The organism is Shinella fusca (assembly GCF_014203155.1).
GTDB classification, from domain to species: domain Bacteria; phylum Pseudomonadota; class Alphaproteobacteria; order Rhizobiales; family Rhizobiaceae; genus Shinella; species Shinella fusca.
In genome coordinates this window covers 270,396-284,119 of record NZ_JACHIK010000004.1, presented here as the reverse complement: position 1 = coordinate 284,119, position 13,724 = coordinate 270,396, and the positions used below count along the sequence as shown (strand labels likewise).

General features: G+C 66.3%; 13 protein-coding genes. 7 read left to right on the top strand and 6 right to left on the bottom strand.

Annotation, left to right across the window (positions count from 1 at the left end; translation table 11 throughout):
• Positions 1-7 precede the first annotated feature (7 nt).
• Entirely contained in the window at positions 8-505 is a 498-nt protein-coding gene (locus HNQ66_RS08400; RefSeq protein WP_184142975.1) for a TIGR02444 family protein, read from the top strand.
• Positions 506-521: 16 nt separating this feature from the next.
• On the opposite strand, the gene HNQ66_RS08395 is transcribed toward HNQ66_RS08400, so the two are convergent.
• The 3 genes from HNQ66_RS08395 to HNQ66_RS08385 form a co-directional block, all read right to left on the bottom strand.
• Positions 522-1,088, bottom strand: coding sequence for a UbiX family flavin prenyltransferase (locus tag HNQ66_RS08395; RefSeq protein WP_184142972.1), 567 nt, complete (start codon positions 1,086-1,088; stop codon positions 522-524).
• 15 nt (positions 1,089-1,103) lie between these two features.
• Positions 1,104-1,787, bottom strand: coding sequence for a GntR family transcriptional regulator (locus HNQ66_RS08390; RefSeq protein WP_184142968.1), 684 nt, complete (start codon positions 1,785-1,787; stop codon positions 1,104-1,106).
• A gap of 152 nt (positions 1,788-1,939) precedes the next feature.
• Positions 1,940-3,568 carry a UbiD family decarboxylase gene (locus HNQ66_RS08385; RefSeq protein ID WP_184142966.1) on the bottom strand — a complete coding sequence of 543 codons (1,629 nt, stop codon included), beginning with the start codon at positions 3,566-3,568 and terminating at the stop codon, positions 1,940-1,942.
• Positions 3,569-3,770: 202 nt separating this feature from the next.
• Between HNQ66_RS08385 and HNQ66_RS08380 the strand changes: the two genes are divergently transcribed.
• The 6 genes from HNQ66_RS08380 (at position 3,771) to HNQ66_RS08355 (ending at position 10,538) form a co-directional block, all read left to right on the top strand.
• Positions 3,771-6,197, top strand: a complete 2,427-nt coding sequence (locus HNQ66_RS08380) for a xanthine dehydrogenase family protein molybdopterin-binding subunit (protein ID WP_184142963.1) — start codon at positions 3,771-3,773, stop codon at positions 6,195-6,197.
• 12 nt (positions 6,198-6,209) lie between these two features.
• Positions 6,210-7,145, top strand: a complete 936-nt coding sequence (locus HNQ66_RS08375) for an ABC transporter substrate-binding protein (protein ID WP_184142960.1) — start codon at positions 6,210-6,212, stop codon at positions 7,143-7,145.
• A gap of 21 nt (positions 7,146-7,166) precedes the next feature.
• On the top strand, positions 7,167-7,751 hold the full coding sequence (locus HNQ66_RS08370; RefSeq protein WP_184142957.1) for an SRPBCC family protein: 585 nt from the start codon (positions 7,167-7,169) through the stop codon (positions 7,749-7,751).
• A 16-nt stretch (positions 7,752-7,767) separates the two neighbouring features.
• Complete coding sequence (locus HNQ66_RS08365) at positions 7,768-8,259, top strand: (2Fe-2S)-binding protein (RefSeq protein WP_184142954.1); 492 nt, start codon at positions 7,768-7,770, stop codon at positions 8,257-8,259.
• Positions 8,260-8,273: 14 nt separating this feature from the next.
• Positions 8,274-9,089: an FAD binding domain-containing protein gene (locus tag HNQ66_RS08360; protein ID WP_184142951.1), complete on the top strand. Its 816-nt coding sequence runs from the start codon at positions 8,274-8,276 to the stop codon at positions 9,087-9,089.
• A gap of 63 nt (positions 9,090-9,152) precedes the next feature.
• Positions 9,153-10,538, top strand: coding sequence for a class II 3-deoxy-7-phosphoheptulonate synthase (locus tag HNQ66_RS08355; protein WP_184142948.1), 1,386 nt, complete (start codon positions 9,153-9,155; stop codon positions 10,536-10,538).
• A 68-nt stretch (positions 10,539-10,606) separates the two neighbouring features.
• On the opposite strand, the gene HNQ66_RS08350 is transcribed toward HNQ66_RS08355, so the two are convergent.
• From HNQ66_RS08350 to HNQ66_RS08340, 3 genes are all read right to left on the bottom strand, one after another.
• A complete protein-coding gene (locus HNQ66_RS08350) occupies positions 10,607-11,917 on the bottom strand; it encodes an extracellular solute-binding protein (RefSeq protein WP_184142945.1) in 1,311 nt (436 codons plus the stop codon).
• A gap of 77 nt (positions 11,918-11,994) precedes the next feature.
• Positions 11,995-12,846, bottom strand: a complete 852-nt coding sequence (locus HNQ66_RS08345) for a carbohydrate ABC transporter permease (protein WP_184142943.1) — start codon at positions 12,844-12,846, stop codon at positions 11,995-11,997.
• Entirely contained in the window at positions 12,843-13,724 is an 882-nt protein-coding gene (locus HNQ66_RS08340; RefSeq protein ID WP_184142940.1) for a carbohydrate ABC transporter permease, read from the bottom strand. The genes HNQ66_RS08345 and HNQ66_RS08340 overlap by 4 nt, the downstream gene beginning before the upstream one ends.

Sequence of the window (13,724 nt, the reverse complement as noted above, 5' to 3'; positions counted from 1 at the left end):
GGATATCATGTCGAGCGAGAATGAGGGGCTTTGGGCCTTTGCCTTGCGCCTTTACGGCGCCCCGGGCGTCAGCGACGCCTGCCTCGTCCTTCAGGACGAAAGCGGCGTCGACGTGCCGGTCCTTCTGTTCTCCGCCTGGCTTGCCAGCTCCTCCGTGGCGTTGACGCCAAGCGAACTCGCACGGATCGACGGCCTCGTGAAGGCCTGGCGCGACGAGGTGATCAAGCCCTTGCGGGCGGTGCGCCGCCGGCTGAAGACCGGCCCCCATCCCGCCCCGGGCCCGCAGACCGAGAACCTGCGCAACGGCGTCAAGGCCGTGGAGCTTGCGTCGGAAAAGATCGCGCTTGCGCTTCTGGAGGCCGAGGGCGCCGCGCTTGCCGGCGCCGCGCCGGGCCCGGCCGGGGACAATCTTTCCCTCGTCCTGCGTCATTTCCGCGAGGGCGAGCCGGATGCGCAGGCGCGGCAGGCCCTTGCCGTCATCGAGGGCGCGCTCGCCGCGCTGTAACACCCCGGGCTTACGGTCAGCCGTCGTCCTTCCAGCGTCTGACGGCGGGCAGGTGAATGTCGAAGAGGTCGAGCGCCCGCCCGACCGTCTGCGTGACCATGTCGTCGATGGTCTTCGGCATCGTATAGAAGGCGGGGACCGGCGGCATGACGATCGCGCCGTTGCGGGTCGCCTGGTCCATCAGCGCGATATGGCCGGCATGGAGCGGCGTTTCGCGGAAGAGCAGCACGACGCGCCGGCGCTCCTTGAGGCAGACATCCGCAGCCCGCACGATCAGCTCGTCGTTGTAGCAGTTGGCGATCCCGCTCAGGGTCTTCACCGAGCAGGGAGCGACCAGCATGCCGGCGGTGCGGAACGAACCGGAGGAGATGGCCGCGCCGATGTCCTTGTGGCTGTAGACCACGTCGGCAAGTCCCTTGAGCGCGTCGGCGCTCATGTCGATCTCGTCCTGCGCGGTGCGGTAGGCCGAGGGCGAGATCACCGCATGGGTCTCGATATCCTCGACCGCGCGAAGCAGTTGCAGCGCCCGCACGCCGTAGATGATGCCGGAAGCTCCGGTGATGGCGACGATGAAGCGGCGCATGCGATTGTCCTGCGGTTACGACGTATAGGCGACGCGGAAGGCCGACACGGCCGCATTGGCGACATGCGCCTCGGCGGCCGCCTTGGCCGCGGCCTTGTCGCGCGCGGCGATGCCCGCCACGATCGCGTCGATTTCCTGAATGCTCTGGTTCCGGCGCTCCGGGCGCACGACCGAGCTGCGGCGAAGAGGAGAGGTCAGCAGGGTGAGCTTCTTCAGAAGGTCGAAGGCGATGGGATTGCGCGCTCCCGTGCAGATGCGGTCGTAGAACTCCCGCTTGGTGGCGACGATCTCTTCGGCATTGCCTTCCAGATAGGCTTTCTTCAGCCGTTCGCTCTGCTTTTTCAGGGCCTCGATTTCCTCGTCCGGGGCGTTTTCGATGAACTGCTCGACGATGAGCGGCTCCAGCACGCCGCGGATGCGGTAGATGTTGTCCGCATCGGTGCGGGTCACCGTCACCACGGTCAGGCCGCGGTTGTTGTGGTCGGTGAGGACACCTTCGGCCTGAAGCTGGCGCAGCGCCTCGCGAAGCGAGGTGCGGCTGACATTGAGCTTCTCGCACAGGTCCTTCTCGACCAGGTGCGTGCCCGGCTCCAGCGCGCCGGTCTCGATCGCCTTGCGCAGCGAATTCATGATCTTGTTGCGCAAGGGAGCAGGTTCGTGGACCAGCGGGTTCAAGGTTTCTTCAAACGGTGTGCTCATGGTGTCCTCGTGACGGGGCTCATCTCGGTGTGACCGCATGATTGTCATACGAGAAAATCACGCTTTCGTCATCTCTTGCCATATTCGGGGAACCGGGCAAGCCGCGATGCAGGCGACCGGCGGGCCGCCTGCCGTGTTTTTTCGTGCCGGCGCTATTTTTCGATGTCGCGCACCGGCGTTTCCGGCTTCATGCCGCCTTGTCGGCGCGCCAGCGTGTTCTCGCCCGTCTCGCGCCAGTCGCCGGCAACGGCCGCATCGGCGAACCGGGTCCACAGGTCGCTCCAGTCGCCCAGCGAATAGCCGTGCCACGGCGGCTGCGGCGAGAGGCGGGGAAGCTGGAGGTCCTCCCAGATCCTGCGCGCCCTGACCATGTAGGGCTCGGCCGGAAGCGCCAGCGGCGGCATGGGCGCCTTCAGCGTCGCGTCGATCAGCAGCGTGCCCTCGGCGTTCTTCGAGCCGGATTTCGGCCCGTGGCCGCCGGAGCGGTAGGGCGTGACATGCACGTCGTCGATCATGTTGGCCCGGTAGGCGAGCGACCAGAAGACGGCGTCCGCGTTGCGGCTGTCGATATCGTCGGAAACGGCGATGACGATCTTGCCGCACTGGGCCTGCAGCGTCGCCGCGCCCTGCAGGCCGCGCCAGATTTCCGATTGCGGCGCCGAGCGGTCGAATTCCAGGAAGATCACCTTGCGGATGTTGGTGAGCGGCTCATGCATGACGACGCGCTTGATGCCCTTGACGTTCAGCACCTTCTTCAGGTGGTTGAGGAACAGGGGCTCGTAGGCCACGCGCTTGAGCACGCTCGATTCGCTCGGCGTGACCTGGCTGACGATGGAGACGAGGACCGGCTTCTTCTTGCGGGTGATCGCCGTCACCTGCATGGACATGTTGAAGTCTTCCAGCGCGACATGGCCGTGGCTTTCGCCGAACGGGCCTTCCGGTTCCAGCAGGACCGGGTCGATCAGGCCCTCGATGACGATTTCCGCGTCGGCCGGCACCTCGAGGTCGATGGTCTTGCACTTGACGATGCGGATCGGCTGGCCGATCAGGCCGCCGGCGACGCCGAGCTCGTCCTGGTCGATCGGCAACTTCTGCGGGCCGGTGAAGAGGACGGCGGGCGCGCAGCCGATGACGATGGCGCAGGGCATGGGCTTGCCCATCTTCTGGTATTTCAGCCAGTGCTGGTAGCCGCCGGCGCCGGACAGGCGGCTCGCCATGCGCACGCCGAGGCGGTCTTCCGCCTTGAGGGCGGCGCGGTAGGTGCCCATGTTGCGGATGCCGTTTTCCGGGTCCCGCGTGATGCAGAGCGTGGCGGTGAAATAGGGGGCACTGTCGAAGCCGGGCGTGGAGACCGGCACGGGCAGCGAGCCGAGGCCCTTGCCCTCCTGCCTCAACTCGTCGCCGGTGATGACGACTTCCTGGCAGGGCGCGTCCTCGACCGTGACCGGGTCGATGGGGTGTTCCATGGCATTGACCCAGACGTCGCCGATTTCCTCTTCGGAAACGCCGAGGCCGGCGGCGTAGATGGCGGGCGAAGCGGCAAGGACGCCGACGGCGACCGGGATATCGTAGTTCTCGCCCCTGGCGCCCTTCACGTCGGTGAAGAGGAAGCCGCGGCGCTGCTCGTCCGGCAGGCCGCCCTGGAACTGCCAGCGCGCCAGCGGATGCAGCTCGCTGTCCTTGTCGATCGGAACCTGGATCCGGGTGATGAGGCCCTTGGCCTCCAGTCTCTCGATATGCTCCTGCAAGTCGAGCGGCGCCTTGCGCGCGGATGCTGTCATGTTGTTCTCCCAAACCTTTCCGAAGCGCCGAGCCGGCTATGGCAATCGCCCTCCTGTCAAGGGCGATCTTTTCGTTTGCATTATGACCGCCATACTGTCATACATTAATACGAAGAGCAACGGCATAGCGCATGCCGTGTGCAAGAAGGCGGTGGATGCCGGAAACGGCCCGGCCGCCGCGCATACGGAATAGGGAGGAGCCATGAGCAGTCTGCAGAACACCGCCTCGGCCGGCGAGGTCGTGCATCCGCTGAAACAGCCGAAGCCGGCCGAGCTTTCGCCGGAGATGAAGCTGGTGCAGGAGGCGCTGTTCCGCCACGTCGGCAAGCCCCTCCCGCGCAAGGAGGACGGCCGCCTGATCACCGGCAAGGGCCGGTTTTCCGACGATTTCTCGCTGCCCGGCCAGACCTATGCGGCCATCGTCCGCTCGCCCTATCCGCATGCGCGCATCAACGGCATCGACAAGACGGAAGCCCTGGAAAGCCCCGGCGTCCTTCTCGTGCTGACGGGCGAGGACATCCTTGCCGACAACATCCTGCCGATCCCGCACAATCCGGTCCCCTCCACCAATTTCGACATGAAGCTGAGGGCCAAGGACGGCAGCCACGCCTTTACCGGCCCGCATTACCTCCTGCCTGCCGACAAGGCCCGCCATGTCGGCGAGGCGGTGGCGATCGTCGTCGCCGAGACGGCGGCGCAGGCCGCCGACGGCGCGGAAAAGGTGATGGTCGACTGGGAGGAGCTGCCCTTCGTGACGGATACGGCCAAGGCCGCCGAGCCGGGCGCGCCGGCCGTCTGGGACGAGGTTCCGGGCAACGTCTTCATCGACACGACCTTCGGCGACGTCGAGGGCACCAATGCCGCCTTCGCCGCGGCGGACCATGTGGTCAAGGCGGAATTCCACATCCATCGCGTCACCGGCGTGACGATGGAGCCGCGCGCCTCGCTCGGCTCCTACGATCCGGAGACGAAGCGCTACACGCTCTATGCCGGCAGCGGCGGGGCGGTGCGCCAGAAGAACGAGCTTTCCAAGGTCCTCGGCATCGAGCCGAAGGACCTGCGCGTCCTGTCCTTCGACGTCGGCGGCAATTTCGGCACCCGCAACCGCGTCTATGTGGAATTCGGCCTCGTGCTCTGGGCTTCCCGTAAGCTCGGCCGGCCGGTGAAGTTCACCGCCACCCGCTCGGAATCCTTCCTGACCGACTATCAGGGCCGCGACCTCGTGACCAAGGTGGAACTGGCGATCCGCAAGGACGGCAGGTTCCTGGCGATGCGCGCCGACAACCTGTCGAATGTCGGCGGCCGGGCCGTCTCGCTCTCGCCGCTCAGCAAGGGCTCCGGCCTGATCACCGGCTCCTACGACATTCCCTATGCGACGCTGCGTGCCCGCGCCGTGTTCTCCAATACGATGTGCACGCAGGCCTACCGCAGCTCCGGCCGCCCGGAAGTGACCTTCGCCATCGAGCGCATGTGCGAGCTTGCTGCCGACCAGCTCGGTTTCGACAAGCTGGAACTGCGCCGCATGAACCTCGTTCCGCCCTCCGCCATGCCCTATGTCAATGCGGTCGGCTCGGTCTACGACAGCGGCGAATACGAAAAGAACATGGATCGGGCGCTCGAGCTTGCCGAATGGTCGACGTTCGAGGCCCGCAAGGCGGAGGCCGCCACCCGCGGCAAGCTGCTCGGCCGGGGTTTCGCCAACTATGTTGAATCCTCCATCGGCACGCCGAAGGAGCGCGCCGAGATCGAGATCAAGGACGACGGAACCGTCGAGGTCGTCATCGGCACCCAGCCGAGCGGGCAGGGCCATGAGACGAGCTTTGCCCAGGTCGTGGCGGATATGCTGCAGGTCCCGGTCGAGAAGGTCTGGATCGTCATCGGCGACACCGACATCGTCAGCGTCGGCGGCGGCTCGCATTCCGGCCGCTCGATGCGCCATGCCGGCACGGTCATGGCCATGGCCTCGGCCGATCTTCTGGCGGAAGGCCGCAGGCGCTCCGCCGAGCTGCTTGGCACCACGCCCGGCGAGATCGATTTCGAGGGCGGCGTCTTCAGGCAGCGCAACACCAATCATGCGGTCGATATCTTTGAGCTCGGCCGGCGCACCCGCGCCAGCCACGGCACGCTGCGCGTCGTGCGCGACAACGAGATGCACACACCGGTCTTCCCGAACGGCGCGGCGATCTGCGAGGTCGAGGTCGACCGTGAAACCGGCCATGTGCAGATCGTCCGCTACACGTCGATCGACGATGTCGGGCGCTGCATCAATCCGCTGATCGTCCACGGCCAGACCCATGGCGGCATCGCGCAGGGCGTCGGCCAGGCCATGTGGGAGCTCTGCGCCATCGATGCGGAGAGCGGCCAGCCGCTGGCCGGCTCGTTGATGGACTACGGCATGCCGCGTTCCGATACCATGCCGAGCTTCACCTGCGAGATCGCCGAGGTCTTCTCGCCGACCAACCCGCTCGGCATCAAGGCCGGCGGCGAGGGCGGCACGACGCCGGCGCTCGCCACCGTCGTCAACGCCGTCGTCGACGCGCTTTCGGAATTCGGCGTCACGGACATCCAGATGCCGGTCACGCCGGCGACCGTCTGGCGCGCCATGAACACTGGACGCAACGCGTCCTGAGGAGGACTTTGAATGAGTGACCTGAAGCCCGTCCGCATCATCGCGTTTCCGGGCGCGCCGAACCTGCCGACCTTCGCCGCCATCGAGAAGGGCTATTTCGCCGACGAGGGCCTTGCGGTCGAACTGGCGCTGACCGCAAGTTCCGTCGCGCAGGCGGAACGGACCGCCGCCGGCGAATTCGACATCGTCTTCACCGCCTTCGACAATGTCGTCGCCTACGGGGAAGGGCAGGGCGCGGCAGCGGACGGCGTCGATCCTGATTACGTGGTGCTGACGGGCGCGACCCAGCTCGAGCTCGCCATCGTCACGGCGCCCGAGGTCAAGGCCTATGCGGACCTGAAGGGCCGCTCGATCGCGCTCGATGCGCTGACCACCGGCTTTGCCTTCGTGCTCTTCGACATGATGGAGAAGAGCGGCCTTGGCCGTGACGACGTGACCTTCGCCGCCGTCGGCGCGACGCCGCAGCGCTGGCAGTCGGTCAAGGCCGGCGACCATGCCGCGACCCTCACCATCGAGCCCTTCACCAGCATCGCCCGGCGCTCGGGCTTCAACGTGCTTGACGTCTCCTCGAACCATTTCGCCAGCTACCAGGGCGGGACCATCGCCGCCCGGCGCGCCTATGCCGCGGAAAACCCGGAAACGGTGAAGGCGTTCATCCGCGCCTATCTGAAGGGGCTTGCCTGGACGCTCGATCCGGCGAACCGCGAGGCCGGTGCCGCGCTCCTCCAGAGCCGGATGCCGGATATCCAGCCGGCGGCGGTGCCGTCGATCATGGCGAGCCTGCTTTCGCCGCGATCCGGCCTCACCCCCGGCGCGCACATCCTGCCGGACGGCATGAGGACGGTCCTCGACCTGCGCTCGCGCTACGGCAAGGGCGGCGAGACGCTCACCGATATCGAAAAATACCTCGACCTCTCGTTCTTCGAGGCGGTCGCCGGCGGCAAGTGACGTGACGGAGGAGAACAGTCCATGGATATGAAGGGCGAATACCGCATCGCCGCCCGGCGCGAAGAGGTCTGGGCGCTCATCAACGATCCCGCCGTGCTTCGCGCCTGCATCCCGGGCTGCGACAGCCTGGAAGGCACGCCGGAGACCGGCTTTGCCGCCCGCGTCACGACGAAGATCGGCCCGGTCAAGGCGACGTTCGCCGGCAATGTCGCGCTTTCCAACGTCAACGCGCCGGAAAGCCTGACGATCTCCGGCGAGGGAAAAGGGGGCGTCGCCGGTTTCGCCAAGGGCGGTGCGGACGTGCACCTTGCCGAAGACGGCGCGCAGACCGTGCTGACCTATCTCGCCAAGGCGCAGGTCGGCGGCAAGCTCGCCCAGCTCGGCGCGCGGCTCATCGATTCCACCGCCAAGAAGCTGGCCGACGAATTCTTCGAGAAGCTGGCCGCGCAGGCGGCATCGGCGGCGCAGGACGATGTGGCTCCCGCTGCTGTCGTCGAGGCCGCCCCGTCCGTGGAGGCCGTGCCGCCGCAAGGCCGCTCGCCCTATCTCCTCGTCGGCCTTGCGGTTGTCGCCGTCGTCATCGTCGCGGCGCTGATCGTCCGGTAGCGTGAAAGGAAGCCCCATGTCCCAAGTGACCATCACGATCAACGGCAAGCCGGAAACGCGGGAGGTCGAGGACCGTACGCTGCTCGTCCAGTTCATCCGCGAGCATGTCGGGCTCACCGGCACCCATGTCGGCTGCGACACGACCCAGTGCGGCGCCTGCACGGTCCATCTCGACGGCGTCGCGGTGAAGAGCTGTACCGTGCTCGCCGTCGCTGCCGACGGCGCGGCGGTGACGACCATCGAGGGCCTTGCCGAGGGCGGGACCCTGCACCCCGTCCAGCAGGCCTTCCACGAGCATCACGGCCTGCAGTGCGGCTATTGCACGCCGGGCATGATCATGGCGAGCGTCGACATGATCCGCCGTCATGACGGCGTGCTCGACGAGGCGACCGTCCGCCACGAGCTCGAAGGCAATATCTGCCGCTGCACGGGCTACCACAACATCGTCAAGGCGGTGCTGGACGCTGCGGAAAAGCATCGCGCGGCCCACGCCGCGGCCGCCGAGTAAGGGGAGGGAAACCCGTGTACGCAACGACATATCACAGGCCGAAGACCATCGCCGAAGCCGTCGCCCTCTACGAAGGCTCCGAGGACGCCTCCTATCTTTCCGGCGGCCATACGCTGATCCCTGCGCTCAAGAACCGCCTTGCCGCTCCGCAGCATCTCATCGACGTCCGCGCCATCCCCGAGCTTTCCGGCATCGCGGTGACGGCGGACCGGGTCGTCATCGGCGCGGCGACGCGCCATGCCGCCGTTGCGGCGTGCGAGGACGTGAAGGCGGCCATCCCCGCGCTCTGCGGCCTTGCCGGCTCCATCGGCGATGTCCAGGTGCGCCACATGGGCACGATCGGCGGCTCGACGGCCAACAACGATCCGGCCGCCGACTATCCCTCCGCCGTCCTGTCGCTCGACGCTGTCGTCCACACCGACCGGCGCGTCCTTGCCGCGGACGACTTCTTCCAGGGGCTCTATACGACAGCGCTGGCGCCGGGCGAGATTCTCGTCCGCATCGAATTCAGGATCCCGGAAATCGCCGGCTATGCGAAGTTCCGCAATCCCGCTTCCCGCTATTCCATGGCGGCGGCCTTCGTCAGCAGGCATCGAGACGGGAAGGTCCGCGTGGCGATCACCGGGGCGGGCAATGGCGGCGTCTTCCGCTGGAGCGAGGCGGAGGAGCGGCTTGCCGACGACCTCACGCCGGCGGCGCTCGACGGACTGGCCCTCGATCCGTCGCTGATGATGGGGGACATGCATGCGCCGGCTGACTACCGCGCCCATCTCGTCGCCGTGATGAGCCGGCGGGCTGTCGAAAATCTCGGCCGAACGTATATACTCTGATCGGACAAGGAGTTCGGCGCGGCCGTCATCAGGGCGGGCGCCGGCGCAGGGAGCATGACGATAATGGCACAGAACTGGACCCCGAGCAGCTGGCGGGGCAAACCGATCCAGCAGGTTCCGGACTATCCGGACAGGGCGGCGCTTGCCGCGACGGAAGCGCAGCTTGCGACCTTTCCGCCGCTCGTCTTCGCCGGCGAGGCGCGCCGCCTGAAGAAGCAGCTCGCGGACGTCGCGGAAGGCAAGGCCTTCCTGCTTCAGGGCGGCGACTGCGCCGAGAGCTTTGCCGAGCACGGCGCGGACAATATCCGCGACTTCTTCCGCTCGTTCCTGCAGATGGCCGTCGTCCTGACCTATGGCGCACGCCTTCCGGTCGTCAAGGTCGGGCGCATCGCCGGCCAGTTCGCCAAGCCGCGCAGCAATTCGCACGAGACGCAGGACGGCGAGACGCTGCTGACCTATCGCGGCGACATCGTCAACGGCACCGATTTCTCCGGGGCTGCCCGCACGCCGGACCCGGAGCGCCAGATGATGGCCTACCGCCAGTCGGCCGCGACGCTCAATCTCCTGCGCGCCTTCGCTATGGGCGGCTATGCCAATCTCGAAAACGTGCATCGCTGGATGCTCGGCTTCGTCAAGGATTCACCGCAGGCCGCGCGCTATCGCACGCTGGCGGGGCGGATTTCCGAGACCATGGACTTCATGAAGGCCATCGGCATCACCGCGGAAAACAATGCGAGCCTGCGCGAGACGGATTTCTTCACCAGCCACGAGGCGCTGCTGCTCGGCTACGAGGAAGCGCTGACCCGTATCGATTCCACCTCGGGCGACTGGTATGCGACCTCCGGCCACATGATCTGGATCGGCGACCGCACGCGCCAGCTCGATCATGCCCATGTCGAATATTTCCGCGGCATCAAGAACCCGATCGGCCTCAAATGCGGCCCGTCGCTCCAGCCCGACAACCTGATCGCGCTGATCGACGCGCTGAACCCGGCCAACGAGGCCGGCCGCCTGACGCTGATCTGCCGCTTCGGTTCCGACAAGGTCGCCGACTGCCTGCCGAAGCTCGTCCGCGCCGTCGAGAAGGAAGGCCGCAAGGTCGTCTGGTCCTGCGATCCGATGCATGGCAACACGATCACGCTCAACAACTACAAGACCCGCCCGTTCGAGCGGATCCTGTCGGAGGTCGAGAGCTTCTTCCAGATCCATCGGTCGGAAGGCACGCACCCGGGCGGCATCCATATCGAGATGACCGGCAAGGACGTGACGGAGTGCACCGGCGGTGCGCGCGCCGTGACGGGGGCCGATCTCGCCGACCGGTACCACACCCATTGCGACCCGCGCCTCAACGCCGACCAGGCGCTGGAGCTCGCCTTCCTCCTTGCCGAGCGCATGAAGACCGGCCGCGACGAGAAGGAAACCGCGATGAGCCTCAATCAGGCCGTCTGATCGATACGGGCCGGCGTGCGGGACGGCTGTCCATCCCGCACGCCGTCTTGGGAGTGATCACGCCTGCCTCAGATGTTGGCGAGCAGGTCGTTGATGCGGCTTTCCGCGCTGCTCAGGGCCTCGTCGACGGACTTGTCACCGTTGACGGCTGCGCCGACCTCTTCGCCGATGATGTCCTGGATCGCGAACTGGCGCTGGACGGCGCCCGGCAGCGAACGGCCGGTCTCGGCGATCTTCGCGATGCTCTCGCGATGCGGCAGCGCCTTGAATTCCGGCTTGTCGAAGACGGCCTTGACCGCCGGCAGGTGGCCGGTGCGCGCCCATTCGTAGTCGTTGTCGGCGAGGAACTTGAAGAGCTTGCCGATGGCCGCCGTCTGTTCGGGCGTGCGGTCCTTGTGCGGCAGGACCCAGCTATGGCCGTCCGCATAGGTGCTGTCCTGGCCCGGATAGAGCTGGGGAACCGGATAGACGGCATAGCCCTTGGCGAGCGCCGTGCCGTCCTTTTCCGACTGGGCGACGAAATCGCCGATCAGCCAGGTGCCGTTGACGGCGATGCCGCCGTCGCCATGGGTGAAGGCCGTCACGGCCGCGGCATAGTCGAGGCCGGTCGTCGACAGGCCCTCGTCCTTGATGCGCTTCATCAGTTCGATGGCGTTGCGGGCTTCCGGCGTATCGAGCTTGATCTTCGTCGGATCGGCGAAGAAGTCGGACTTCTGCTGCTGGAGCAGCGTGTAGAGGATGCGGGCATAGGCGGCCGTCTCGTTGGCGAGGATCTGGACGAGATACGGCTTGCCGGTCTTCTCCCGGAACTGCTTGCCCTGGGCGATCAGCTCGTCGGCCGATTTCGGCAGGATCGGCGTGCCGTCGGCGTTGACGAGGCCGGCTTGCTTCATCAGGTTCATGTTGATGTGGAAGAGCATCGTCCAGTTGTCGAAGGGCAGGCCGAACATCTGGCCGTCCTTGGTCACGCCGCCGCGGGCGGCGTCGGTGAAGCTGTCGGGCGAGATGCCCTCGGCGGAGAGGATATCGTCGACCGGGTCGATCAGGCCGCGCGACTGGTAGTCGGAGATCGCCGAATAGTGCATCGACACGACGTCCGGCGCGGCGCCCGAGGCAAGCTGGGCGTTGAGCTGGTCGTAGCCCGGCCATTCGACCGTGGTGACGTTGACGTCGATATCCGGGTTTTCCGCCTCGAACTTGTTGACGAGCGAGGTGATGATGCCGCATTCGCCGACCGCCTTGGAAACGTCGGTGACCTTCCCGTAGTCGGCGTCGCAGGCGCCGAAGAAGCGCTGCAGCTCGATCTTCGTTTCGGCGTGCGCCGGAGCGCTGCAGGCCAGCGCGACCAGGGCCGCCGTGCTCAGTAGAAAACGTCTCATGGTCTGTCTCTCCCATTGAAGGGGCCTTGCCCCGGTTGAACATGCTGCGGCCAAATCCCTCCCGGCCGCAGCGGCAGTCACTTCACAGCGCCACCTGAAACCGCGGTGACGATATGGCGCTGGAAAATCACGTAGACGATCAGAACCGGCAGGCTGGCGAAGACCGCCTGGGCGCTGAGGAAGCCGAGCCCTTCGCTCTGGGCGAAATTGGTCTGGGACGAGGCGATGCCGATGGTGAGCGTGAACATCTCCTTCTTCGTGGCGGAGATGAGCGGCCACCAGTAGTCGTTCCAGGCATGCAGGAAGGTGAAGATGCCGAGCGTCGCCTGGGCGGGCAGCGTCAGGGGCAGGAGCACCTTCCAGAAGATGCGAAGCGGCGAGGCATTGTCGAGCAGGGCCGCTTCGTCGATCTCGCGGGGGATCGCCCTGAAGAACTGCGTCATCAGGAAGACGCCGAAGGCGGACGACAGGTCCGGCAGGATCAGGCCGAGATAGGAATTGTGCAGGCCGAACCAGTTGAACATCTGGTGACGGGCGATGATCACCGCCTGCTCCGGCACGGCGAGCCCGAAGAGCACGATGACGAAGATCGTCCTGCGGAACGGAAATTCGAGGCGGGCGAAGGCATAGCCGGCGAGCGACGACAGGACGAGCACGCCGATGGTCTGGCCGACCGCCACTACGAGGCTGTTGAAGAACCAGCCGAAGGCCTGCGAGGAATAGAGGATGTTGAGGTAGTTGACGAGCGTGTAGGGGAACGCGAAGACGGATTCCGTCCCGAGCATCAGCTCCTTGTTGTCCTTGATCGACAGGCCGACGAGCCATGCGACCGGCGCCATCATCACGATGGAGAGGATGATGGAGATCGTCAGCAGGGTACGGTTGGCGGTCAGGCCTTCGGGGCGGTAGGTCGTTTGATCCTGGCTCATTCGGACACCTCCGACTTGCGGGTCGACACCAGGTACTGGGCCATGGCCGCGACGAGGATGATGAGGAACAGGAACTCGGAGGCCGCCGCCGCCTTGCCGACATCCCAGCGCACGAAGCCGACCTCGTAGATGTACATGACCAGCGGGCGCGACGTGCCGTTCGGGCCGCCGTTGGTCATGAGCTGCGCCTGGCCGAAGAGCTGGAACTGCATGACGATCTGGATGATCGTCACCAGCATGATGGTGCGGGCGATGGAGGGCAGCGTCACGCGGGTCAGGACGCGCCAGGGGCCGGCATTGTCGAGGGCGGCGGCCTCGTAGAGATCGCTCGGGATCTGCTGGAGGGCGGCGAGGAACAGCATCATCGGCAGGCCGAGGCACCACCAGACGGTGGCGACGCCGACGGAAAACAGCGACCAGCCGCTCGTCGACAGGAAATTGACCGGCGCAATGCCGAGCTGTTCGCTGATCACCGCGAGCAGCCCGTCGCCGGGGATGAAGACGAAGCGCCAGATCAGCGTCACGATGGTGACCGACAGCACCGAGGAGGAGAAGAACAGGGCGCGCAGGAACGAGGTCGCGCGCGTCGTCTTGTTGAGCGCGAGCGCGAGGAAGAGCCCGAGCGCCACCAGCGAGGGAACGCTGACCAGCACGAAGACGACGGTGTTGCGCAGCGCCTGAAGGAACACCGGATCGGCCAGAACGCGGCCGTAGTTCGCCAGCCCGACGAAGCGGCCGGGGCCGAAGAGGTCGACCTTGTGCAGGCTCAGCCACGCGCCCCAGACGAGCGGGAAGACGAGCAGGACCAGGAAGACGGCGAGATAGGGGAGAACGAAAAGGCCGTTGCTCCACTGGCTGCGGCGATAGCTCTCGGCCAT

Excerpts from the sequence above, each read along its gene's own strand:
- HNQ66_RS08400 (WP_184142975.1), top strand. The coding sequence starts at position 8 with ATGTCGAGCGAGAATGAGGGGCTTTGGGCCTTTGCCTTGCGCCTTTAC.
- HNQ66_RS08395 (WP_184142972.1), bottom strand. The coding sequence starts at position 1,088 with ATGCGCCGCTTCATCGTCGCCATCACCGGAGCTTCCGGCATCATCTAC.
- HNQ66_RS08390 (WP_184142968.1), bottom strand. The coding sequence starts at position 1,787 with ATGAGCACACCGTTTGAAGAAACCTTGAACCCGCTGGTCCACGAACCT.
- HNQ66_RS08385 (WP_184142966.1), bottom strand. The coding sequence starts at position 3,568 with ATGACAGCATCCGCGCGCAAGGCGCCGCTCGACTTGCAGGAGCATATC.
- HNQ66_RS08380 (WP_184142963.1), top strand. The coding sequence starts at position 3,771 with ATGAGCAGTCTGCAGAACACCGCCTCGGCCGGCGAGGTCGTGCATCCG.
- HNQ66_RS08375 (WP_184142960.1), top strand. The coding sequence starts at position 6,210 with ATGAGTGACCTGAAGCCCGTCCGCATCATCGCGTTTCCGGGCGCGCCG.
- HNQ66_RS08370 (WP_184142957.1), top strand. The coding sequence starts at position 7,167 with ATGGATATGAAGGGCGAATACCGCATCGCCGCCCGGCGCGAAGAGGTC.
- HNQ66_RS08365 (WP_184142954.1), top strand. The coding sequence starts at position 7,768 with ATGTCCCAAGTGACCATCACGATCAACGGCAAGCCGGAAACGCGGGAG.
- HNQ66_RS08355 (WP_184142948.1), top strand. The coding sequence starts at position 9,153 with ATGGCACAGAACTGGACCCCGAGCAGCTGGCGGGGCAAACCGATCCAG.
- HNQ66_RS08350 (WP_184142945.1), bottom strand. The coding sequence starts at position 11,917 with ATGAGACGTTTTCTACTGAGCACGGCGGCCCTGGTCGCGCTGGCCTGC.
- HNQ66_RS08345 (WP_184142943.1), bottom strand. The coding sequence starts at position 12,846 with ATGAGCCAGGATCAAACGACCTACCGCCCCGAAGGCCTGACCGCCAAC.
- HNQ66_RS08340 (WP_184142940.1), bottom strand. The coding sequence starts at position 13,724 with ATGGCCGAGAGCTATCGCCGCAGCCAGTGGAGCAACGGCCTTTTCGTT.